General features: G+C 63.7%; 20 protein-coding genes. 10 read left to right on the top strand and 10 right to left on the bottom strand.

All coding sequences use genetic code 11. The annotated features are described in order from the left end of the window. Nucleotides 1-30 precede the first annotated feature (30 nt). From ACT6Q8_RS00425 to ACT6Q8_RS00435, 3 genes are all read left to right on the top strand, one after another. Entirely contained in the window at nt 31-1368 is a 1338-nt protein-coding gene (locus tag ACT6Q8_RS00425) for a DUF1329 domain-containing protein (protein WP_054166721.1), read from the top strand. A gap of 92 nt (nt 1369-1460) precedes the next feature. Then, the gene (locus tag ACT6Q8_RS00430) at nt 1461-2429 is read left to right on the top strand and encodes a WD40/YVTN/BNR-like repeat-containing protein (RefSeq protein WP_444733823.1); all 969 of its coding nucleotides are present in this window, start codon (nt 1461-1463) and stop codon (nt 2427-2429) included. A 50-nt stretch (nt 2430-2479) separates the two neighbouring features. Further along, a complete protein-coding gene (locus ACT6Q8_RS00435) occupies nt 2480-4852 on the top strand; it encodes an efflux RND transporter permease subunit (RefSeq protein ID WP_444733822.1) in 2373 nt (790 codons plus the stop codon). Between the two features lie 163 nt (nt 4853-5015). On the opposite strand, the gene ACT6Q8_RS00440 is transcribed toward ACT6Q8_RS00435, so the two are convergent. From ACT6Q8_RS00440 to ychF, 3 genes are all read right to left on the bottom strand, one after another. Beyond that, nucleotides 5016-6890, bottom strand: coding sequence for an autotransporter domain-containing protein (locus ACT6Q8_RS00440; protein ID WP_054166718.1), 1875 nt, complete (start codon nt 6888-6890; stop codon nt 5016-5018). Between the two features lie 258 nt (nt 6891-7148). Further along, complete coding sequence (locus ACT6Q8_RS00445) at nt 7149-8426, bottom strand: hypothetical protein (RefSeq protein WP_444733821.1); 1278 nt, start codon at nt 8424-8426, stop codon at nt 7149-7151. 371 nt (nt 8427-8797) lie between these two features. Beyond that, a complete protein-coding gene (gene ychF, locus ACT6Q8_RS00450) occupies nt 8798-9895 on the bottom strand; it encodes a redox-regulated ATPase YchF (RefSeq protein ID WP_054166716.1) in 1098 nt (365 codons plus the stop codon). A gap of 377 nt (nt 9896-10272) precedes the next feature. Between ychF and ACT6Q8_RS00455 the strand changes: the two genes are divergently transcribed. Both ACT6Q8_RS00455 and ACT6Q8_RS00460 read left to right on the top strand, forming a co-directional pair. Continuing rightward, on the top strand, nt 10273-10695 hold the full coding sequence (locus tag ACT6Q8_RS00455) for an RT0821/Lpp0805 family surface protein (protein WP_054165718.1): 423 nt from the start codon (nt 10273-10275) through the stop codon (nt 10693-10695). 32 nt (nt 10696-10727) lie between these two features. Beyond that, the gene (locus ACT6Q8_RS00460; protein WP_444733820.1) at nt 10728-12017 is read left to right on the top strand and encodes a serine hydrolase domain-containing protein; all 1290 of its coding nucleotides are present in this window, start codon (nt 10728-10730) and stop codon (nt 12015-12017) included. 39 nt (nt 12018-12056) lie between these two features. On the opposite strand, the gene ACT6Q8_RS00465 is transcribed toward ACT6Q8_RS00460, so the two are convergent. Further along, nucleotides 12057-12371 carry a hypothetical protein gene (locus tag ACT6Q8_RS00465; RefSeq protein WP_054165720.1) on the bottom strand — a complete coding sequence of 105 codons (315 nt, stop codon included), beginning with the start codon at nt 12369-12371 and terminating at the stop codon, nt 12057-12059. Between the two features lie 473 nt (nt 12372-12844). On the opposite strand from ACT6Q8_RS00465, the gene ACT6Q8_RS00470 reads away from it, so the two are divergent. Continuing rightward, nucleotides 12845-14563, top strand: a complete 1719-nt coding sequence (locus tag ACT6Q8_RS00470) for a methyl-accepting chemotaxis protein (protein WP_054165721.1) — start codon at nt 12845-12847, stop codon at nt 14561-14563. A 213-nt stretch (nt 14564-14776) separates the two neighbouring features. Then, entirely contained in the window at nt 14777-15367 is a 591-nt protein-coding gene (locus tag ACT6Q8_RS00475; RefSeq protein WP_444733819.1) for a hypothetical protein, read from the top strand. 35 nt (nt 15368-15402) lie between these two features. Here ACT6Q8_RS00475 and ACT6Q8_RS00480 read toward each other — a convergent pair whose 3' ends face one another. Beyond that, nucleotides 15403-16080: an orotate phosphoribosyltransferase gene (locus ACT6Q8_RS00480; RefSeq protein ID WP_444733818.1), complete on the bottom strand. Its 678-nt coding sequence runs from the start codon at nt 16078-16080 to the stop codon at nt 15403-15405. A gap of 33 nt (nt 16081-16113) precedes the next feature. Beyond that, nucleotides 16114-17166, bottom strand: a complete 1053-nt coding sequence (gene pyrC / locus ACT6Q8_RS00485; RefSeq protein WP_444733817.1) for a dihydroorotase — start codon at nt 17164-17166, stop codon at nt 16114-16116. Nucleotides 17167-17364: 198 nt separating this feature from the next. On the opposite strand from pyrC, the gene ACT6Q8_RS00490 reads away from it, so the two are divergent. Both ACT6Q8_RS00490 and ACT6Q8_RS00495 read left to right on the top strand, forming a co-directional pair. After that, nucleotides 17365-18198: a substrate-binding periplasmic protein gene (locus ACT6Q8_RS00490; protein ID WP_444733816.1), complete on the top strand. Its 834-nt coding sequence runs from the start codon at nt 17365-17367 to the stop codon at nt 18196-18198. A 109-nt stretch (nt 18199-18307) separates the two neighbouring features. Beyond that, a complete protein-coding gene (locus ACT6Q8_RS00495) occupies nt 18308-18778 on the top strand; it encodes an OsmC family protein (RefSeq protein ID WP_444733815.1) in 471 nt (156 codons plus the stop codon). A gap of 48 nt (nt 18779-18826) precedes the next feature. On the opposite strand, the gene ACT6Q8_RS00500 is transcribed toward ACT6Q8_RS00495, so the two are convergent. The 3 genes from ACT6Q8_RS00500 to ACT6Q8_RS00510 all read right to left on the bottom strand — a co-directional run bounded on the left by ACT6Q8_RS00500 (nt 18827) and on the right by ACT6Q8_RS00510 (nt 20937). Next, nucleotides 18827-19666, bottom strand: a complete 840-nt coding sequence (locus ACT6Q8_RS00500; RefSeq protein ID WP_444733814.1) for a carbon-nitrogen hydrolase family protein — start codon at nt 19664-19666, stop codon at nt 18827-18829. A 3-nt stretch (nt 19667-19669) separates the two neighbouring features. Further along, complete coding sequence (grxC, locus tag ACT6Q8_RS00505; protein ID WP_054165988.1) at nt 19670-19939, bottom strand: glutaredoxin 3; 270 nt, start codon at nt 19937-19939, stop codon at nt 19670-19672. 176 nt (nt 19940-20115) lie between these two features. Continuing rightward, nucleotides 20116-20937: a double zinc ribbon domain-containing protein gene (locus ACT6Q8_RS00510; protein ID WP_444733813.1), complete on the bottom strand. Its 822-nt coding sequence runs from the start codon at nt 20935-20937 to the stop codon at nt 20116-20118. A 176-nt stretch (nt 20938-21113) separates the two neighbouring features. Between ACT6Q8_RS00510 and ACT6Q8_RS00515 the strand changes: the two genes are divergently transcribed. Then, the gene (locus ACT6Q8_RS00515; protein WP_444733812.1) at nt 21114-21389 is read left to right on the top strand and encodes an usg protein; all 276 of its coding nucleotides are present in this window, start codon (nt 21114-21116) and stop codon (nt 21387-21389) included. On the opposite strand, the gene ACT6Q8_RS00520 is transcribed toward ACT6Q8_RS00515, so the two are convergent. Continuing rightward, nucleotides 21390-22247 carry a hypothetical protein gene (locus ACT6Q8_RS00520; protein WP_444733811.1) on the bottom strand — a complete coding sequence of 286 codons (858 nt, stop codon included), beginning with the start codon at nt 22245-22247 and terminating at the stop codon, nt 21390-21392. Nucleotides 22248-22282 lie beyond the last annotated feature (35 nt).

A 22282-nucleotide genomic window follows, 5' to 3' on the forward strand; every position in this document is an offset into this window, starting at 1 on the left:
ATAAGAAGATAGCGATCGAGGAGGAAACGCATGTTCCGTATGAAATCCGTTCTGCTGGGTGGCGCCATCGCCCTGGCTTTCAGCCTTCCCGCCCTGGCGCAGTCCGCCGCCGATCTGGGCAAGACCCTGACGCCGATGGGCGCCATCAAGGCCGGCAATGCCGATGGCACCATCCCGGAATGGACGGGCGGCATCACCAAGCCGCCCGCCAACTGGCAGCCCGGCACGATCGAGGTGGACCCGTTCCCCGAAGACAAGGTGAAGTTCACCATCACTGCCGCCAACATGGCGCAGTATGAGGATAAGCTGCCGGAGGGCCTGAAGGCCCTGCTGAAGCGCTATCCGACCTATAAGATGAATGTCTATCCGACCCGCCGCAGCGCGTCGTACCCGGACCGCATCTATAAGGAAACCATCGCCAACGCCACCCGCGCCAAGCTGGTGGATGGCGGCAATGGTGTCGAAGGGGCGAAGGAGGGCGTGCCCTTCCCAGTGCCGAAGGAAGGTGTGGAGCCGGTCTGGAACCATCTGCTGCGCTATCGCGGCGAGGCAACGGAGCGTGTTGTCGGTCAGGCAAACCCGCAGACCGACGGTTCCTACACGCTGATCACGCTGAAGGAACAGGTGAAGTACCTGTATCAGGCGCCGGGCGGCGCCCCGGCTAACACCTCGCTCTACTTCCTGCAGGAAGTGACGAGCCCGGCCCGTCTGGCCGGCGAAATCCTGCTGGTGCATGAGACGATCAACCAGGTGAAGGAGCCGCGTTCGGCCTGGACCTACAATCCCGGTCAGCGCCGCGTGCGCCGCGCCCCGAACGTCGCCTATGACAATCCCGGCACCGCGTCCGACGGTCTGCGCACCACCGACAATTTCGACATCTATTCCGGCGCGCCTGACCGTTACGACTGGAAGCTGATCGGCAAGAAGGAAATGTACGTGCCGTACAATTCCTACAAGCTGCACTCCAAGGACACGAAGTACGACGACATCATCAAGCCGGGCCACATCAACCAGGATCTGGCCCGTTATGAACTGCACCGCGTCTGGGTCGTGGAAGCGACCCTGAAGCAGGGCACCAGCCACATTTATGCCAAGCGTCGCTTCTATATTGATGAGGATACTTGGCAGATCGTCGTGGCCGACCATCTGGACGCCCGTGGTGAAATGTGGCGTGTGGCCGAGAGCCATGGTGTGAATTACTATTCGATGCCGACCTACTGGTCGACGCTTGACGCGCTCTATGACCTGCAGTCGGGTCGCTACACGGCGCTGGGCCTGGACAACCAGGAAGCCCCGTATAAGTTCGACAGCAAGTTCACTGACGCCGACTTCTCGCCCGACAGCCTGCGCCGCGCCGGCGTTCGCTGATCCTTGATACGGCAACGGGCCGGCCGGTTGTTGACCGGCCGGCCCTTTTCCGTCTCTTGGGCCGCGTTAACCAACCACGCCCGGTGATCTCGATGTTGCGTTCTCCCTTCGCCCTCCGCCCCGTCGCCGCGAGCCTGTGCCTGCTGGCCCTGGGCACCCTGCCCGTGGCAGCGCAGGAGGTATCCGCTCCGGCGCTGCGCCCTGCGGTGATCGCGCCCCTGGCCGGCCAGTCCCTGATCCTGGGCGCGGCACGGGCTGGTGACCGGCTGGTCGCCGTGGGGGAGCGGGGGCACATCCTGCTGTCCGACGATAATGGCAAGGCCTGGCGCCAGGTGCCGGTCCCGGCCAATGCCGCCCTGACGGGTGTACATTTCGCCGGGCCCAAGCGCGGCTGGGCCGTGGGCCATGATGCCGTCATCCTGCATACCGAGGATGGTGGCGAAAGCTGGAAGGTCCAGCATGCCGATCCGGAATTGGAACAGCCGCTGATGGATGTGCTGTTCGCCGCCGATGGTCAGCATGGGATCGCGGTCGGTGCCTATGGCCTGTATCTGGAAACCGCCGATGGCGGCGCCACCTGGAACAGCCGGCAGATCAGCGAGGATGATTTCCATTTCAACGCCATCCTGGCCCCGACCCCGGAAACCCGCCTGATTGCGGGTGAGGCGGGGACCCTGCTGTACAGCGCCGATGCGGGTGCCACCTGGACCAAGCTGGAAAGCCCCTATGACGGGTCCTTCTTCGATGCGCTGATCCTGGGACCGCAGAGATTTCTGGCCTATGGGCTGCAGGGCAATATCCTGCGCAGTGATGATGGCGGCAAAAGCTGGACCGCGATTGAAAGTAATACCACGGCGGGCCTGATGGGCGGTGCCGTTCTGGCCGACGGGTCGGTGGTGCTGGTCGGTGCCCAAGGTGCCGTCCTGACCAGCGGCGATGGTGGCCGGACCTTCAGCACCACCAAGCGTGCCGACCGCGTGGCGCTGGCCGATGCCATCCAGGCACCCGACGGCAGCCTCATCCTTCTGGGCGAACACGGGCCGATCCCGGCGCGCCCCTGACGCGCCATCATCGCCCCGCCCCGATCCCTTGAACGTCAAGGCGAACCGATATGTCCCAGTCCACCTCCTTCCTGTCCCGTCTTGAACATTGGACCTTCCGCAACCGGGTGCTGATCCTGGTCGTGTTCGGTCTGCTGACGGCCTTCATGGGCTGGCAAGGTGCCAAGCTGCGCGTCGATGCCGGGTTCGAGAAGACCCTGCCGCTCGACCATCCCTACATGCAGACCTTCACCAAGCATATGAAGGAATTCGGCGGCGCCAACCGCGTGCTGGTGGCCCTGTCGGTGAAGGAAGGGGACATCTATACGCCGGAATTCATGACGCGGCTGAAGCAGGTGACGGAAGAGGTGTTCTTCGTCCCCGGCGTGGACCGGGCCAGCGTCACCAGCATCTTCACGCCCAATGTGCGCTTCATCGAGATTGTGGAGGACGGGTTCGCGGGGGGCAATGTCATCCCCGCCGAGTTCCAGCCCAATGATGAGTGGCTGCCCATCGTCCGCGAGAATGTCCTGAAATCCGGACAGGTGGGCCGACTGGTCGCCGAGGATTTTACCGCCGCCCTGGTGTCGGTACAACTGGTGGAGAAGGACCCGCGCACCGGCCAGAAGCTGGACTATATGGCGGTGGCAAAGCAGCTGGAGACCATCCGCGCCAAGTTCGAGGATGACAAGATTCAGGTCCATGTCATCGGTTTTGCCAAGGCCATGGGCGATATCGCCGACGGTGCCAAGAGCGTGGTGCTGTTCTTCGCCATCGCCTTCGTCATCACCGCCGTGCTGGTCTATGGCTATGGCAAAAGCTGGATGATGACCTTTGCGATGCTGGGCATCTCGCTCTGCACCGTCATCTGGCAGTTCGGTCTGCTGGTGCTGCTGGGTTATGGCATTGATCCGCTGTCGATCCTGGTGCCCTTCCTGGTCTTCGCCATCGCTATTTCCCATGGCGTGCAGAATGTCGGCACCATCACGCAGGAGATGGGCAAGGGCGCCGATTCCTTCACAGCGGCCCGGATCAGCTTTGAACGTCTTCTGGTGCCCGGTGCCTCGGCCCTGGTGACCGATGCGTTGGCCTTTGTCACCATCGCCATCATCCAGATCCAAATGATCCAGGAACTGGCCGTTTCGGCCTCCGTCGGCATGTTGATCATCATCATCACCCATCTCTGGGTGCTGCCGGTGGTGCTGTCCTTCCTGCCGCTGGGTGACAAGTATCGGGCCCGCGTGTCGGGTCAGGTGGACCGGTTCGACCGTGTCTGGGGCTGGTTCGCCGTCTTCGCCCGGCCCAAGGGTGCCATTGTCATGGTGCTGATCGGTCTGGGCGTATTCGGCATCTCGCTGTGGGAGCAGCGCAAGATGACGGTGGGCGATACCGAGGCCGGCGTGCCCGAACTGTGGCCCGACAGCCGGTATAACCAGGATGCCCAGTTGATTGTCGACCGGTTCGCCATCGGCGTGGATATCATCCAGGTCATCGTGGAGACCAAGGCCGACGGCTGTATCGATTACAACATCATCAAGCAGGTGGATGATTTCACCTGGGCCATTTCCAATGTCGATGGCGTGCAATCGACCATGTCCATGGCCACGGCCATGCGGACCGTCAATACCGGCTGGAACGAGGGCAACCTGAATTGGCGCGTGCTGCCGCGTAATTCCCAGGTTCTGGTCCGTACCGTTTCACCCATCGAGACATCGACTGGTCTGTTGAATTCCAACTGCTCCGTCATGCCGGTCATGATCTTCACCAAGGATCACAAAGCTGAGACGATCCAGCGCATCGTGGATGCGGTGGAGCAGTATAAGAAGGACAACCCGTCCGATACGGTCAGCTTCAACCTGGCCACGGGCAATGTCGGCGTGATGGCGGCCACCAATCAGGCGGTGATGACGGCAGAGAAGCCCATGCTGCTGCTGGTCTATGCCACTGTCGTGCTGTTCTGCGTCATCACCTTCCGCTCCATCGTCGGCTCCCTGGCCACGGTGCTGCCGCTGATCGTGGTGTCGATCCTTTGCAACGCCATGATGACCTGGCTTGGCATTGGTCTGAAAATCTCAACCCTGCCGGCGGCGGCCCTGGGCGTGGGTATCGGCGTGGATTACGGCCTCTATATCTTCAACCGGCTCCAGTCCTATCTGAAGCATGGCTTGAACTTCGCGGAGGCCTATTACCGCACGCTTCAGGAAACCGGCAGCTCCGTGCTGTTTACGGGCCTGACCCTGGCGGTGGCGACGGCGACCTGGATTTTCTCCGACCTGAAGTTCCAGGCCGATATGGGCGTGCTGCTGACCTTCATCTTCCTGGCCAACATGATCGGGGCGGTCGTCCTGCTGCCCGCGGTGGCGGCTCTGCTCTACAAGATGTTCCCCAAGCTTTACGAGGCGGAAGTGCGCCGCGCGTCCAAGCGGACCTTCGCGGTGCATTGAGGCGGGGATAGGGTGTTGAAAAGGGCCGCGACGTGCAAACGTCGCGGCCCTTTCTCTTTGCGTACAATCGGCGGCTGGTGCCCGTCTTGGCCAATCATCCGACAAACAAAAAGGCCGCGACGGTTTCCCGTCGCGGCCTTTGCCTTTACCCCCGAACCTTGGATCAGAAACCGATCTTCAGGTGTGCCGTCAGGGCGTGGTCGGTGCGGTCGCCGCCGGCGAAGTGACCATTGTACCCCAGGGCCACGGCCACATTCTCCGCCGTTTCATGCACCAGGTTGGCACCCACGGCCAGGCGACCGCGCTTGCCGGCCCCCGGATCGGTCATGGCCAGTTCGCCATTGGCGAAGCGACCGACGATCGCACGGCTGTCGCCCTTCATTTCATACTCATAGGCCACACGGACCTGCGGCACGAAGCTGGTGCCCACGCCGCTGATCTGACCGCCGACGGAGCCCAGCAGACTTTCGGCGTCGTAGCCTTCCCAGGTCAGGGCCAGCGGGCCGGCGCCCTTTTCCGCGAAACCTTCGACCTTGCTCTTGGCATAGCGCAGGCCGATGACCGGCCCCATCGCGAAGGAGCCGGCCACCGGCGTGAAGCCGATGGTGGTGCCCAGCGCGTAGGTATTGCCCTTGTAATCGCCGCTGGCCTTGGCGAACGGGGTGAAGCGGGTCGCACGCTCCGACTGATAGTCGTCGAAGCTGTAGGACATGGTCGTGTCCAGCCACAGATCGTCCGCCGCCGCCGTGATATAGGCGGTCAGGTTATAGGCGGTCGTATCCAGCTTCGAATAGGCACCGTCCGTCTTGGAATTCAGGTTGCCGTAGGAGAAGGCCAGACCGGCGATGACATGGCGGTCGACCTGATAATCGACGCCGATACCGGCATTGAAGCCGTCATAATCATAGCCGAACTGACCGCGCACTTCCTCGCGGTCGCCATCGACATAGGAGCCGAAGACGAACAGGCCGAAACGGTCATCCTGACCGGCCTGCGCGCCGATGACATTGACCGAGCCCTGACCAGTGCGTGCACCCGACATGCGGGCCGACACGCCCTCATTCGCCAGATCCAGCAGACGCTGCGAGGTATCGGTGCTGATGGCTAATGCTGCCGGCGCCTCGAAGGTCGCGGACATGGTGCCATAGGCATATTCGGCGATCATCTGATGCGCGGCAGCCGTCGGGTGCAGCGCATCAAAGAACACCGAACCGGCGGCACCCGCCGCCGTGGCGCAGACACCCGTCGCCACCAGCGACCCGCCCGGCCCGATGGGGGCAAAGCAGGGGGTGGTGACGTTGGTGAAGCCATAGGTGGAGGGCGAGGCGACCAGACCCTGGAACAGGGTCTGCACATCCACCACCGTCACGGTCGCGCCCTGGGCGCGCAGGGCGTTGGCGGAGGCCTTGATGGCCTGTGCATGCAGGTCGGAAACGGTGTTGGCGCTGGCCTTGTCGGCAGCCGACAGGCTGCTTGTCAGCGGGATGGAGCCCAGCGGCGGCAGGTTGAACAGCACGAACTGACGCGCGCCGGCGCTGTACAGGCGACCGGCCTGGGTGGTGATGGCGCCGGTGGTGGCCGCGATGGCGGCCTGGGCGGCGGCGGTCGGGTTCGCCTGCGGCTGCGTCAGGACGGCGATATAGTCATTGCCGCCGATCCAGATGCCGACACCACGGCTGGCCGGGATGGAGGTGCCGCCCGCCAGATAGGCGTCAACCTGGGCCGTAAGGTCGATGGGGGTGGCGCGGGTGGCGCGGGCACCGCCATAGGCGCGGCTGCTGACCGTGATGCCGGTCAGGGTGGCCAGATTCTCGGCCCAGACGGGACCGTTGGAGAAACGGCCATTAACATAGGGCGCGCCGGGCCGGCTGGCCGGGTTCAGGTTCTTCAGATTGTCGGTGTCGCTCAGGCTGTCGCCGAACACGACCAGCGAGGAGATATCGATCCCCTGGGCCTTGGCGGCCGGGGCGTCCATGGCGATGGCGGACAGGGACAGGACGGCGGCAAGGGCGGTGCCGCCCAGAAGCTTGTGGCTCATCAAAATGTTCCTCCCATGGTCGGGCTTTCGTTTCATTGCCCGATTCAGCACGAGAGAGACGGTATCCAATGAAGACAGGCCACGGAAGGGGGTGACGTTACGTAAAGGGCGGTTCCATATGCATTATTCCGGCGATTGCGGCCCCGATGACACAACCACCCATCTGGATTGCCCCGAAAGATGAAAAAACGGGCGGCCCCAGGGGACCGCCCGCAAAGGGAATAGTGAGAGTGTGCGTCATAACCCCTGTACTGGATGTTACAGGATGCTGGGACCGTCGAAGAAATTGCCGACCGCCTTCAGCGTGAAGGGATCGAAGCTACCCAGTTCCACCAGTTCTTCGGTGGCCGAGCTGTAATAGGCGACAGGCGCCAGGGAACCCGGGCGGTACGGCGCGAAGTCGCCGACCGCTGCGACGATGATGTCTTCGATCCCGTCACCGTCGATATCCTGCGTGCCCACGAAGTCCCAGCCGAAATCCAGCTTGAATACCGTCTTGAAGTAATCGATGCCGACCATGTAGCTGGTGGCAATGTCGAATGGCGGGTGGATCCAGATGCTGAACTCACGCGAGCTGGCATCGTAGAACAGGATTTCGTCCAGGCTGTCATCGCCCTGGAAATTGCCGACGGCGGCAACCGAAACTGTACCGTCAGAGGTGATGCCGCTGACGAAATAGGCGTCGGACAGGTCGTTCTTTACATAAAGATCGCCCGTGGTCTTGTCCGTGAACAAGACGTCGATACCGCCGCGCGCATCCAGATTGCCCAGGGCCACAAATTCCTTGTTGCGGTCCTGGTTGTCCCAGATGACATAGACATTGCCGGTGTCGGTATCGACGCCGTAAATCTGCTTGGCGGGTTCGGCATAACGACCGGTGCCGGGATGGGGCTCACCTACGGCGATCCCCTGATCGGGGCCGGTGATATAGACCTCGTTCCCCGTGGTCATCAGCACGCCGCGCAGGTCGACCTTGATGTTCGAGAAATCGATCTTCGTCAGATCGCTGCCCGGATACGGCTCCCCCACGGCGATGGGGCGCGGCGGCATGGGATAGGGCAGGATCGTGAAGATCGGCTCTTCATCCGGCGCACCCGACGGCGGCGGCAGCGCATCATCGCCATAGGGGAAGGGCAGGATGTGCATCTCATCGTCCGGACCGGGATCGATGCCCAGGTTCGGCGTGTCGCTGTAGAGCAGGTAAGAGCTGAAAATCACGTCGTTGCGGCCATCGCCATTGGCGTCGGCAATGCCCAGCAGGTCGGTGATCCGTTCCACCCCGAACATGCGCGGCATCGGCAGCGGCAGTTCCAGCACATGTTCCACCGGCTTGCCGCCGTCCTTCTGCCCGTCGAACCAGGAGAAGGTGCCGTCATCACGCCCGACCACGACATCGGCGACACCGTCCGCGGACAGGCTGCCGGCCACAACCGCATTGACGCCTCGGGTATCGATGCCCGGCAACGGCATCGACATGCCCGTCAGCGAGCGCAGGATCAGACCCGATTTGTCGAAAGTGAGAATCTGCGAACTCATCGCACGCATGCCTCTGATAAGGACGGTGCGGTCCACAAGGGACCATCAGCCGTCAGATTTGCCAGCCCGGAAAAATAGATAACGCCGTGGCTGTCGGGGGTCAATGAGTTGCTTAATTCGAAATGACGAAATACGGCATTACTGTATAATGCTGGCGTATTACCCCCTTGGAAAATATCAATATGTCCGGGCATGGGCTTTGGTCGGCTCTGGCCACCGGTCTGGCTTCCTGGTGGTTGCAACGGTCAATCCGGCGCGACTCGCGCAAAGGGAGACCCAGTGTCCATTGTTTCAATCGTTTCCGTTTGGCAAAGAAAAAGCCCCGCCGGTGAGGGCGGGGCTTGATCCAAGGCCGGAGGTGAACCGGGCGCTTACACGTTGAAGCGGAAATGGAAGATGTCGCCGTCCTGGACCAGGTATTCCTTGCCTTCCATGCGCATCTTGCCGGCTTCCTTGCACCCGACCTCACCGCCCAGCGTGGTGTAGCTGGTGAAGTCGATGGTCTCGGCCTTAATGAAGCCGCGCTCGAAATCGGTATGGATGACGCCGGCGGCTTCCGGTGCCTTGGCACCCTTGCGGACGGTCCAGGCGCGGGCTTCCTTGGGGCCGACGGTGAAGAAAGTCAGCAGGCCCAGCAGGCTGTAGCCGGCGCGGATCAGACGGTTCAGGCCCGGCTCTTCCAGACCCAGCGAGGACAGGTATTCCAGCTTGTCCTCATCCGGCAGCTGTGACAGCTCCGCCTCGATGGCGGCTGAGATGACGACGCTGGCGGCACCCTGGCGGGCGGCCATCTCGGCAACCTTGGCAGACAGGGCGTTGCCGGTGCCGGCCGATGCTTCCTCGACATTGCAGACATAGAGGACGGGCTTGCCGGTCAGCAGCGCCATCTGCTTGAACGCGTCGCGCTCCTCGTTGGAAACATCCACCGTGCGCGCGGGCTTGCCATCGCGCAATGCTGCCAGCACGCGCTCCATCAGATCGGACAGGGCCTTGGCGTCCTTATCGCCGGCCTTGGCTTTCTTTTGCAGCGGCGGCAGGCGCTTCTCCAGGCTGTCCATATCGGCCAGCATCAGCTCCGTCTCCACCGTCTCCGCATCGCGGACCGGCTCGATGGAGCCTTCGACATGGGTGATGTCGCCATCTTCGAAGCAGCGCAGGACATGGACGATGGCGTCCACTTCGCGGATGTTGGCCAGGAACTGGTTGCCCAGACCCTCGCCCTTCGACGCGCCGCGCACCAGACCGGCGATGTCCACGAACTCAAGCTGCGTGGCGATGATCTTCTGCGACTTGGCAATCTCGGCCAGCTTGTCCAGGCGCGGATCAGGCACGCCGACGCGGCCCACATTCGGCTCGATCGTGCAGAACGGGTAGTTCGCGGCCTCGGCCGCTGCCGTGCTGGTCAGCGCGTTGAACAGGGTGGACTTGCCGACATTGGGCAGACCGACGATACCGCAGTTGAATCCCATGGGACGATGCTTTGCCGAAAAGATGAAAAGGGTTGGCCCGGTTATGGGCGATCCGCGCGCGGAAAGCAAATGACGGGGGTGCAGGGCATCCCCGTCATTTGGCCGGCGACTGCCGGCCCGCGCCCCATGGCGCGTCAAGCCCAAGCCGCCGGATGGCGGCGCCCGGCGCTTGAGGGGAGTTAATGAAACGGGGGTGCAGGGCATCCCCGTCATTTGGCCGGCGGGCACGAACTTGTCACTGGTCCATCCAAGCCGTGCCACGCTACCGCCAAGATTGGGGGGGCAAATCGACGGGGTGAGGGGTTCGCCCTTGCCTTGGCCCCCGGCGGTTTGGCAGTAGAGAAGCCAACCTAACGGGTCCATGCGGTTTTGGGGAAATGATGAACAAGCGCAGCCTGTGTTTGATCTGTCTGATGCTGGTGGTTGCCGGATGCCAGACGAAGCCGCCGCCGGCACCGGCGCCGGTTGCGGAGGCACCGCCCCCGCCGCCGCCCAAGCCGCGCACCATCGTCATGGAGGACAGCGACATTGCCGGCTTCCAGGGCGCGCTGCGGGAACTGGGGGGCAAGTCCATCGATGTTCCGGTGGGCTGGGCCAACCCGATCACCGGCAAGCGCGGTGCCGTGAAGGTGCTGCGCGACGGCTATGACGGGCAGAACCGTCCCTGCCGCGAGTTCCATTCCGTCGTTATCCTGGAGGAGATGTACCAGCATGCGACCGGTTTCCTGTGCCGTCAGCCCGATGGCGTATGGGAAGTGGTGCAGGCGCGGGACTATCCCCTCTACCGTCACGTCCAGTAAGCGGACGGACGCTTGAATAGGGAAGAAGTACCATGCGCCGTCAGGTCCTGATCGCATCCGCCCTGTTGCTGGGAACCGCCCTGGGGGCGGTGTGGTGGCTGGGCGGCGACCGGGCGGAACGGCGCGATCCGGCCGGTATCCTGATCCCCGAAAAGGTGGCAGGACCGGTGGTGGTGGAACGGTCCTTGGCGTCCGGTCCCGGCACCGTCCTGCCCATGGCCGATCCCGATGCCGGCGTGCTGTCGGACAAGGGGTTGAAGGAAATCAACGCCCTGTTCACGGCAACCAAGAGCCGGGCCCTGCTGGTCTGGCACGCGGGCGCCCTGCAGCTGGAACTTTATGCCCCCGATGTTCAGGCCGGCGACATGCTGGAGGCATCGGGTCTGATGCCGGCCATCATGGCGCTGCTCACCGGACAGGCGCTGCGCGACGGGGTGCTGCCGGGCCTGGACACGGGCATTGCCACCTGGGTCCCCGAATGGGCCGGCGATGACCGGGGCCGCATCACGGTGCGCCAGCTTCTGGAAGGCACGTCGGGTCTGACGCTGCCGGCGACCGCCCCGGATGGCAATGCCATCGCCTGGACCCTTTCGGCCAAGCTGGACAGCGAGCCGGGCAGCCGCTTCGCCCCCAACCTGTTCGAAGCCCAGGTGCTGGGCCTGGTCCTGTCGCGTGCGGCGGGCGTGCCGGCAGCCGACCTTCTGTCCAACAAGCTGTGGCAGCCCATGGGCGCGCGACCGGGCAGCCTGACCGCCGGTGGCGGCGATGGGGCCGCCTATCTGCAATGCTGCGTGAAGGCGACGGCTCGCGACTGGCTGCGGCCCGGCCTGCTGCTGCTGGAGGGCGGTATGGTGGGGGGCACGCAACTGGTGCCCACCCCCTGGCTGGACCAGATGGAACGGCCCATCTCCCATGCCCGGCATGATGGCTGGCGCGTGCGCCTGGGCTGGCCGTTTGAGCCGGTGAACGGCAATGGTGCCAAGAAGCCGTTCTCCGACGGGGATACGATCTTCCTGTCCGGCGCGGACGGGTCGCGGCTTTACGTGTCGAAGGGGCGTGATCTGGTTGTGCTGCGCCTGGGGCCGGCGGTTCCCGACTGGGACGAATCGGCACTGGCCAATCTCGTATCGCGGTCCCTCACCACGCCGCCGGCGGAGTTTCGTTCCAAGAACGGCATGAAGGTGGGGCGCGCCCGCGATCTGAATGGTCAGGTGGAGATGCCACCCATCGTCAAGCCGCCCCCCGTGCCGAAGGTTACGGTGGAGCCGTTGGGCCCCCCGCCGGGTGGTGCGTCCAACCCCGTCCCGGCAGCCGATCGCTGACAGGACGGGGATAGGGGCAGCCTGGGAATAGGCTGTTGATTACTTGGACTTGAAGGCGCGCAACTGCTTATTGAACTCTGCCGCCAACTTCTCCATTCGGGTCGAAGCATCATTATACTTCTTGGTCCAGTCGCCACCGGCGCGGCCCTTGCCCTCGAATTCCAGGCAGGCGAGATATTCTTGCGTTTCAGCCACATAGGCCTTAACGGCCTGCTGCGCCGCCACCATGTCCGCCTCTGCCGCCGATGCACCATCGGGCAGGTTGGGTGCATCCTTCAACGTGCATTCGGCATGAGCCGCGCCGACAAACCCGAACGCTGCCACCGCCAGCATGGCCGCAACCATTTTCTTCATCGTGAAAGCCCCTTTTTCATCGCCACTTATCGTTGACACACTTTCGATTAGGCGGGGGACGTTCCGTCCCTCCGGCGCCCCTCCCTAGGGCTTCTGATTGCCGAGTTTACCGGCAATTTATTAACCAGTTGTTTGCGACCTCCGCGCATCCTGCGAATCCACCGCTGGTACAGTAGATACGCCTACATTTTCGTTACAAGCTCGGTTATACCTATGCGAAAGTATGTCGGGTCGGCAAGGGGCATTCCCGCGGGACCGAACATGGGATGGGTTTTAATAAAAATGTCGATAATTAACTACTCATTCCATCGCGTGTAATGGTTTCCAGGTCCTTCTTGGTGGGGATCGGCGACCTGTCATCATAATTGATGGCACGGTCGTTCTAATCGGGATGTTTTCGCTTGTGCGGGATTTGTGTGCCTGTGCAGTAATCAGGATACGCGTGCGGAAAAGGACAGGAGAGGTTCAGCGAGATGAGCACTATCAATCGGACCATGCGACCGACCGGCAAGTCTGCGCCGGCCGCCGGCTCCGCCGGGGGGGTGGGCGCCCTTTTTGGTAACTGGTCCATCAGCCGGAAGATCACCTTCTCCATCGCTGTGCCGGTTATTATCGGCCTGGGTGCTGTGATCGGGCTCAGCGCGTCGTCGATGAACGATGCGATGCTGGACCTGTCCAAGCGCTCCGAGAGCCAGGTCACGGAGATGATGGCGGCCCAGATGGCCGCTGCCGTCCGCTTCAAGAATTCCGACGCCGTCGCCGACAGCTACGCTGACCTCGCCTCTGCCAAAGGCACCAGCCTGGCGGCCGTGAAGGTGGTCGATGCCGATGGCGAAGTGCTGAACGAGTATCCCACCAAGGACAAGCCGCTGCCGGCCGGCATGACGGGCTTCGATTTCGCCAAGGCGAAGATCGACAAGACCGTCGGTGAAGTGAAGGTGCAGGATCTGGGTGATTTCCTGATTGCCCAGGCACCGGTACGCGCCGGTGCCAACCGCGATCAGGTCGGCACGCTGACCGTGGCCTGGAGTCGCGCCAATGTACAGTCCTCCATCTCCGCCGCAGTCATGGGCAATCTGCTGATCGCCGCTATCGTGCTGGCGGTTCTGATCGGTCTGCTGGTCTTCCTGCTGCACAAGATCGTGGGCGCCCCGCTGAAGGACATGCAGTCCGCCATGTCCAAGCTGGCGGGTGGCGACCTGACGGTGGCCGTGTCCGGTCTGGGCCGCGGCGACGAGATCGGCGCCATGGCGCAGTCGGTGCAGGTCTTCAAGGACAACGCGCTTGAGGTGGAAAACCTGCGCCGTCGCCAGGAAGAGGCCGAGCGTCAGGCCGCCGTCGAGAAGAAGGCGTCCATGGAGAAGCTGGCGTCCGACTTTGAGAATTCGGTGAAGGGCGTCGTGGCAGAGCTGTCCGGTGCCTCCAGCCAGGTGCAGTCCACCGCCGAAGGCCTGTCGGCCTCTGCCGAGGAAAGCCGTGCGCAGACCAGTGCGGTGGCCGCCGCCACGCAGCAGGCCAGCGCCAATGTGCAGTCGGTTGCCAGCGCCACCGAGGAACTGGCCGGCTCGCTGGCTGAGATTTCCAATCAGGTCAATACCTCGGCCCGCATCGCCCGCGATGCCGCCAAGACCGCCGAAAAGACTAACGGTACCGTGCAGTCGCTGGCCCAGCGTGCCCAGTCGATCGGTGACGTGGTGAAGCTGATCAGCGACATCGCTAGCCAGACCAACCTGCTGGCCCTGAACGCGACGATTGAGGCGGCACGCGCCGGTGAAGCCGGCAAGGGCTTCGCCGTCGTGGCATCGGAAGTGAAGTCGCTGGCCAATCAGACGGCCAAGGCCACGGAAGAGATTGCCAGCCAGATCACCACCATGCAGGACGCCACCAAGGAGGCCGTCGACGCCATCGTCGTCATCAGCCGTACCATCGCGGAGATTAATGACATCTCCGAAATGGTCGCCGGTGCCGTTGAAGAGCAGGACGCCGCCACCAAGGAAATCGCCCGCAATGTGCAGCAGGCTTCGATGGGCACGATGGAAGTGACCCGCAATATCGAAAGCCTGGAGCAGGTGGCCCATCAGACCGGTTCGTCTGCCACCGACATGTTGTCGGCTGCCCGCAACATGGCTCGCCAATCTGGCGAGCTGGGCAATACCGTCGACCGCTTCCTGGCCCAGGTGCGCAGCGCATAAAGGACGCCAGCGTAATCAGACCAGTCCTGATATTTTCCGCAGACCCCCGTCCTTCCGGACGGGGGTTTTGCGTTTTTGCTCTATGCGTAAGGGGGGCTTGTCCGGCTGGTGCAGTCGGTAGTGATTTGTTAATATAGGTTAACGTGTGGCCCTCCTGGGGCCGTGCCACCATGAATGCCCAGGTATCAGATGCGGTTCTGCCGGATCGGATTTTTGCTGCTTTCCATGATCGCCCCCACCATACCCGTGGCGGGGACTGCCCAGACATTGCCGATTGCAGCGCGGGCAGAGGACAGCCCCCTGATCGGCACTGTGCTGCGGACCGTCGCGGCGGAGATTTTGACCGATCAGGTGGTGTTGACCGGCCTGCGGCAGGCCGCGCGGGAGAATGACGCCTACACCATGGATGCCATCATTCAGCGTGATGTCACCTGGCGTTTGCAGGCCAAGCGGGGAACCGGGCCGCTGCTGGACACGGTCATGCATGGGGAGATGTCGCGCCATCTGGCCCTGGCGCGTGTGCCACGGCAGGCCGTGCTGGCCGATCTGATCCTGACCGACGACCGGGGCCTGCTGGTGGCGGCGACACGGATTCCCAGTGATTATGATCAGTCGGACGAGGCTAAATATATCGTTCCCACCACCTCCGACCCCGGCATGGTGCATGTGGAGGAGGCGGCCTATGACGAATCGGCGGATGATTATGTTGTGGCGGCCAGCATCCTGTTAATCGACCCGGCGGACGGGCGCATGCTGGGCGTGCTGTGCGCGAATTTTACGCTGGCAGCCCTGGCCCGGGATTGAACAAGGGGCGCCTTGTGGCACCCCTTGTTTAAAGATCAGGCCTTGGCTTCGTTCCCACCATTGCTGGCCGACCAGGCTTCCGGCGCGTGCAGGAACTTCTCGACCTCGCTCAGCGTGTGACTGTCGAAGTAATTGCCCTCTCGCGCGACACGCAGAACGTCCCACCAAGTGGCCAGGGCGTGCAGCTTCACGCCCATCTCGGCCATGGTCGTTTCCGACTGCGGGAAGATGCCGTAATGGAAGACGACCCAGATATGCTCGACAATGGCGCCGGCATTACGCAGCGCATTGACGAAATTGATCTTCGATCCGCCCTCGCTGGCCAGATCCTCCACCAGCAGCACGCGCTGGCCTTCCAGCAACTGACCCTCGATCTGGGCATTGCGACCGAAACCCTTGGGCTTCTTGCGGACATAGAGCATGGGCAGGTCCAGGGCGTCCGACACGAAGGCCGCATAGGGGATGCCCGCCGTCTCGCCACCTGCCACGGCGTCAAACGCCTCGAACCCGGCTTCGCGGCACAGCTGATCCTTGGCCGCATTGATCAGGAAGCGGCGGGCGCGCGGGAAGCTGATCAGCTTGCGGCAGTCGATATAGACGGGGCTGGCGCGACCGGAGGTGAAGATGAAGGGCTTTTCCGCATTGAACAGGACCGACTTGGTCTCAATCAGGATGCGGGCCGTTTGGGTGGCGGCGGTTGCGGCGTCGATCATGGCGTGTTCCTGCGGAAAAATGGGAGGGGCAAATTAAACCAACCGCCAGTCCAGCCGCTCACCAGAGCGGAAGGGCAGCACGGCGGCCTTGCCGTCGATATCCAGTATATCGGGAACGGTTAGGCCACTCTTTTCCAGAGTGATGGTGTCGTCATTGGGGGGCAGGCAGTAATAGGCGGGGCCGTTCAGGCTGGTGAAGGCTTCCAGCTGGTCCAGCTTGCCTTCCTCATCGAAGACCTGGGTGTAAAGTTCCACAGCGGTTGCGGCGGTATAGATGCCGGCGCAGCCGCAGGCACTTTCCTTGGCGCCGATCGGGTGCGGCGCGCTGTCGGTGCCGAAGAAGAACCAGGGCTCGCCCGAGGTTGCTGCCTCACGAAGGGCCAGACGGTGCGTCTCGCGCTTGGCGATGGGCAGACAGTAGAGATGCGGGCGGATGCCGCCGGCAAAGATGCTGGAACGGTTGATCATCAGGTGATGCGCCGTGATCGTGGCCGCCAGCTTGCCGGTCGGGCCATATTTGCGAACCACGTCCACGCCCTCTGCCGTCGTGATATGTTCCAGCACGATCTTCAGGTCGGGATGGCGGTCGCGAATCTTGGGCAGGACGGTATCGATGAACACGGCCTCTCGGTCGAAGATATCGACCTTCTGATCCGTCACCTCACCATGCACCAGCAGGGGCAGACCGACCGTGGCCATGCGGTCCAGCGCCGGGGCCACCTTGTCCAGATCGGTGACGCCATGGGCGGAATTGGTGGTGGCGTGAGCCGGGTACATCTTCACCGCGGTAAAGATGCCAGCCTTCTTGCCCGCTTCCAGATCGTCCGGGTCGGTGCCGTCGGTCAGATAGGCGGTCATCAGCGGCTGGAACCGGCTGCCGGTGGGCAGGGCGCCCAGGATTTCCGCGCGGTAGGTTTCGGCCTGGGCCGCCGTAATCACGGGGGGCACCAGATTGGGCATCACGATGGCCCGGCCCAGTTGCGCCGCCGAATGCGGCAGTACCGCGCGCAGCATGGCGCCGGTTCGCAGATGCAGGTGCCAGTCGTCCGGGCGGCGGATGGTCAGGCGTTGCGGTTGCTGGGTCATCGCGGTCGGGTCCCCTGGGGCCAAGTGCCCGATGTCTAGGGCCAAAGCCCGCGACACTCAAGCGCCGCTGCGGAAGGCCGGGCTTGCGCCCCGCCGGGGGCTGTGCCGGGCGCGTCGCTTCGGCATCATTGACCGCAGGGGTTGAAGGGACATAGGCTTAAGCACACGCCCAACGGGCCATTGCCTCAGGCAGGTGTCGTGACGGGTCATCGTGGCCGCCGCTGGCGGCATCTTCAGGCCGCCCTTGTGGCGTTGCCGCTTCTGCTTCCGGCCCCTGACGCCGGGGCCAGGGCGGCGGACAACCCGGCCTCCCGTGCTACAACGGTCACCCTGGTCTGTGGCCCGCTGCCCTTCGTGTCGGATGGTGCCAGTTGTGAGCGGGGAATCGGGGCTGAACTGGCGCGTGCCGCCTGTGACCGCGCCCGCCTGACCTGCACCTTTCAGCAGTTCCCCTGGCCCCGCGCCCAGAAGGAGGTGGAGATGCGGCAGGCCGACATCCTGATCGGCCCGTTCCGCACGCCGGAGCGGGAAGCCTGGATGGAGTTCAGCCGCGAGCATTTCTATGTCGATCAGATGTGGCTGTTCCGCGCTGTACTTGACCATGGGCCGATGCCGGGGGCGGATGGCCTGTCGCATGTCGGCGTGCCCCTGGGCTGGGCGGTTGGCGGCGATCTGGCAAGCCGGACGGGTGTGACGGTGGAAATTGTGCGTACCGTCGATATCGGGCTGAACCTTATCACGGCCGGGCGGCTGGATGCGGTAGCGGCCCATGCCCGTGCCGTGGCCCGCTATCTCGATGAACATCCGGGCGTACGCTTCCTGCCGGTGGGGCAGCCTTTGTCGGTGCAGCGCTCCTACATGGGGTTTTCCAGGACCTTCGCGGGAAGCCTGGAACGCCGCCTGTTCGAGGCGGCTTACGAGTCGCTGCTGGCGGACAAACTTTACGCCGACATCCTGGCCCGCAACAAGCCGTTCCCGGACATGCGGACAGAAGTAGCCACACGCGGCCATCAGTTCACCAAAGAGCCATAGAACAAGCCCGTTTGGCACCGTGCTGACCGGCGATATTGGCCCGGCTGCTGGCCCTGATCCGCCATAGGATGCCGGCGTTTGATCCGCATCGGAAAGGATTTCAGCGATCATGTCCGGCAAGGAACATCATTATGCCGTCACCGTCACCTGGACCGGCAACCAGGGGACGGGCACCAGCGCCTACCGCGCCTATTCCCGTGACCATCTGATCAGTGCGGGTGGAAAGCCTGCCATCGCCGGTTCGTCCGACCCGTCCTTCCGCGGCGATCCCGCCCGCTGGAACCCGGAAGACCTGCTGGTCGCCTCGCTGTCGGCCTGTCACAAGCTCTGGTACCTGGGCCTGTGTGCCGGTGCCGGCGTGGTCGTCACCGATTATGAGGATCGGGCCGAAGGCTGGATGGTGGAGGAAGGCAGCGGGGCCGGGCAGTTCACGCGCGTCCTGTTGCGCCCGCGCGTGACGCTGACGCCGGGATCGGATGTGGAAAAGGCCCGGCACCTGCACCACAAGGCACATGAAATGTGCTTCATCGCCAGGTCGGTGAACTTCCCCGTAGAGGCGGAGCCGGAGATTGTTGTTTAGGCGGAGCTGGAGATTGTGGCCTTAAGCGGAGCCGGAGTTACTCTCCGCTTAAAGCCCCTCAAACACCCTGTCATGGCGGAGGCTGGGCACCATGCGCCTTGCCTCTGCCACCTTGGACAGGTCCAGATCGGCGGTGATCACGCCCCGCGCCTCACCAGCATCGGCCAGCACCTCGCCCCAGGGGCTGATGATGACGGAATGGCCATAGGTGCCGCGCCCGCCATCATGGATGCCGGTCTGGGCCGGGGCGAGGATGAAGCATCCCGTCTCAATGGCCCGCGCCCGCAGCAGCACATGCCAGTGCGCCCGTCCCGTAGGCACGGTAAAGGCGGCGGGCACGGTGATGATCGACGCGCCCGCCTTGGCCAGGGCGCGGTAAAGATATGAGAAGCGCACATCATAGCAGATGGAGAGGCCCAACCCGCCCCAGGGCGTGCCGGCCACCACCGCCCGCTCCCCAGGACGGTAGGTGGCGCTTTCGCGGTATGATTCGCCGCCGGCCAGATCCACGTCGAACATGTGGATCTTGTCGTACCGCGCCGTGATCTCACCCTGCGGGCTGATCACGAAGGCGCGGTTGGCGACGCGCCCGTCGGGCAGCAGACAGCCCAGCGTGCCGGTCATGATCCAGGTGCCGGTTTCCCGTGCCAGATCGCGGAAGAAGGGGACGCCGGGATGGCTCTCCTCCGGCTTGACGCGGGCCAGGATATTCTCGCGCCCCTGCACCATCAGGGACACATTCTCCGGCAGGCAGATCAGCTTTGCCCCTTTCGCTGCGGCCTGGCGCACGAAGATGCCCGCCTGTTCCAGGTTGGGCATGATCTCCGGCCCGGCGGTGACCTGCACCAGCGCGACGCGGACTGTGGTGGGTGCGGGGCTGTCGCTCATCTGTCAGGCCCCGATGCCCAGCAGCGGGTTCAACTTGCCGGCCTTGTCCAGGGCGTGGGTGTCGTCGCAGCCGCCGATATGCTGTCCATCAATGAAGACCTGCGGCACGCTGGTGCGGCCACCGGCCCGGTCGATCATTTCCGGCCGGCGGGCGGGTTCGGCCATGATGTCGATCTCTTCATAGGCCACACCCTTGCTGTCCAGCAGCCGCTTGGCGCGGGTGCAGTAGCCACACCAGGGGCTGGTATAGATCTCGACCTTGGGCGCGGACATGACAATCTGTTCCTGCGTATGTGATGGTTTGCTGACCATAATATGACGCGGCAAAGCCTCCTGGCAAAGGGCAGGCTGCCGCAATCCCCCCATGCCGGGGCGTCCATGCCCCCTCAGGCGCCGGGCGCCGACATCCGTCGGCTTGGCTTGCGCAGCAGTCGCCGCCGTACCACCAGTCAAGAATTTTGACTGGTGGTCATAATCCCCGCATCGCCTAAGGTGACGGGCCGCACCACGCGCGCCAGGGTCACGACATCGACGGCGCGTGCCCCGGCGCGTCGCAGGACCTTGGCGCATTCACCCACCGTCGCCCCCGTCGTGAACACGTCATCGACCAGCAGCACGCGCGCACCCTTCACCGCCTCCCGGCACCGGGGATTGACCATGAAGGCCCCCTCCACATTACGGGCACGACCCTTGGCGGACAGCCCGCCCTGGCTGGGTGTGGCGCGGCGGCGGATCATAAGGTCGGGCATGGCTACCCGCCCCGTCATCCGCCCCAGCTTGAGTGCCAGCAGGGCCGATTGGTTGTACCGCCGTTTCAACAGCCGCCAGCGGTGCAACGGCACCGGCGCAATGATCCCGTCAGCCTCCGTCAGCAGACCGGCACCTGCCCGCGCCAGCCACTGTGCGAAGGCCGGAGCGCAATCGGTCCGGTCGCCATGTTTGAAGCCCAGCACCAGCGACCGGCTGGCATCATCATAGGCGAAGACGGAGCGGCAGCGGTCGAACAGGGGCGGGTGGGCCACACAGGCACCGCAGATCAGATCGGGCGTTCCCAGCGGATCATAATCGAAGGGCAGGCCGCAACGGGCGCAGTGCGGGGCGGAGATGAAGCGGATACCGCGCCAGCAATCGGGGCACAGCGCCCCGACGGCCCCCACCTCCACCCCGCAGGACAGGCAGCGTGGCGGCAGGACAAGATCCAGCAGCCGCAGCGCCCCATGACGCAGCGGTCCCGCCACCCTACCGATACGTGCAGAAATATCCGCAAACATGCCGACAGGTTATCAGCAGGCCTGTAAGGCGGCAAGGGCGGGCGGATTGGCAGCACTCCCCGCGACATGCTGCTAAAGTACTGATAATAAACAAATATATTCACAAATCTGAAAAAATTTGGCAGTCTTTTCATGTGGGGCGGCGTGACCGTCCCGGATTGGCGGAAGGAGGTCACATGATCATTTCCCGGTCCACCCTGTCGCGGCAATTGCAGGATTACCGCCTGACCACGGCTGAAATCCTCTATCACATGCCCGACCATCCCGGCCTGCTGCAGACCTATGTCTGGCAGGAACTGGACTTGGCGCCACGTTTCCCGGTCCTGCGTAAATTCCTGGATTTCTGGTCGCGCAACCTGGACGGCAAGCTGCATTCGGTGCGCGTCGCCAAACTGGATCTGATCAGCCCCGGCAGCATGCGGCATGTCGATGCGCTGATGACGTTGCAGTGATCAGGGCGCCGTCCCTGCTGTCTCACCCAACCGACGCGCGATCTGGCGGCGTTGCCGATCGGCGGTGGTCGCCGCCGGGGCGGTGTACAGTTCGCGCAGCAGGGCGCGGTCCCACTCGGTCAGGGCCAGGGGCCGCGCGCCGGCCTTTGTCTGAAACAGCGACAGGATGCTGGGCAGACGACCGCCCTTTGCCTCTCCCAACTGCCCTAGCAGCCGCATGGCGACATGGTCGGCCACGGCGTCCAGCGGCAGGCCGACCAGACCTTTTACGTCCAGGATGACCATGGAGCGGAACAGATCGGCGCGGGTGGCGCTGGCCAGCCGCGAGGCATTGCCGGGCGCGATCTTGACAGAGGTGATGACGGCACCGCCCTTCATGGCCGCATCCGGTGTGCTGCCGTCGGCGCCCATGGTCAGCGCCACGGACCAGACCCGCGCCACATCGCCATCCGCCAGCTTCCGCCGCACCTCCGACGGTTTGGCGGGCGCGAAGATGCCGGGATGCTGCACCAGCATGCGGTCGATCAGTCGATCCGGTGCATCGGTCAGCAGGACGATGGCGTTTGGTTTGCACCCGGCCTTGGCCGGTGGCAGGCCGGCGATGGAGGCGGCACCCTGCAACCGCTTTGTGAACCGACCTTCCTGATCCGGCGTGAAACCGCGCAGGGTGACGCAAAGCGGCTGATGCCAGCGGGCCAGTTGCTTGCCATGGGTTTCGTCCAGCACATCCCCTACAAAAGCCTGGGACGCAGCCTCCCCCGGTGCCTGCACCACAATCTCGGGCAGTACCTCCTGTGCCGTGACCGGCAGGGCCAGCAGCGGCAGAAGCAACAGCGGCAGGAGGCGGTGGTGGGGCATGCAGGCGCATCCATGGACGTGATCCCCATCAAGGT

The organism is Niveispirillum sp., assembly GCF_052437035.1.
Taxonomy (GTDB): domain Bacteria; phylum Pseudomonadota; class Alphaproteobacteria; order Azospirillales; family Azospirillaceae; genus Niveispirillum.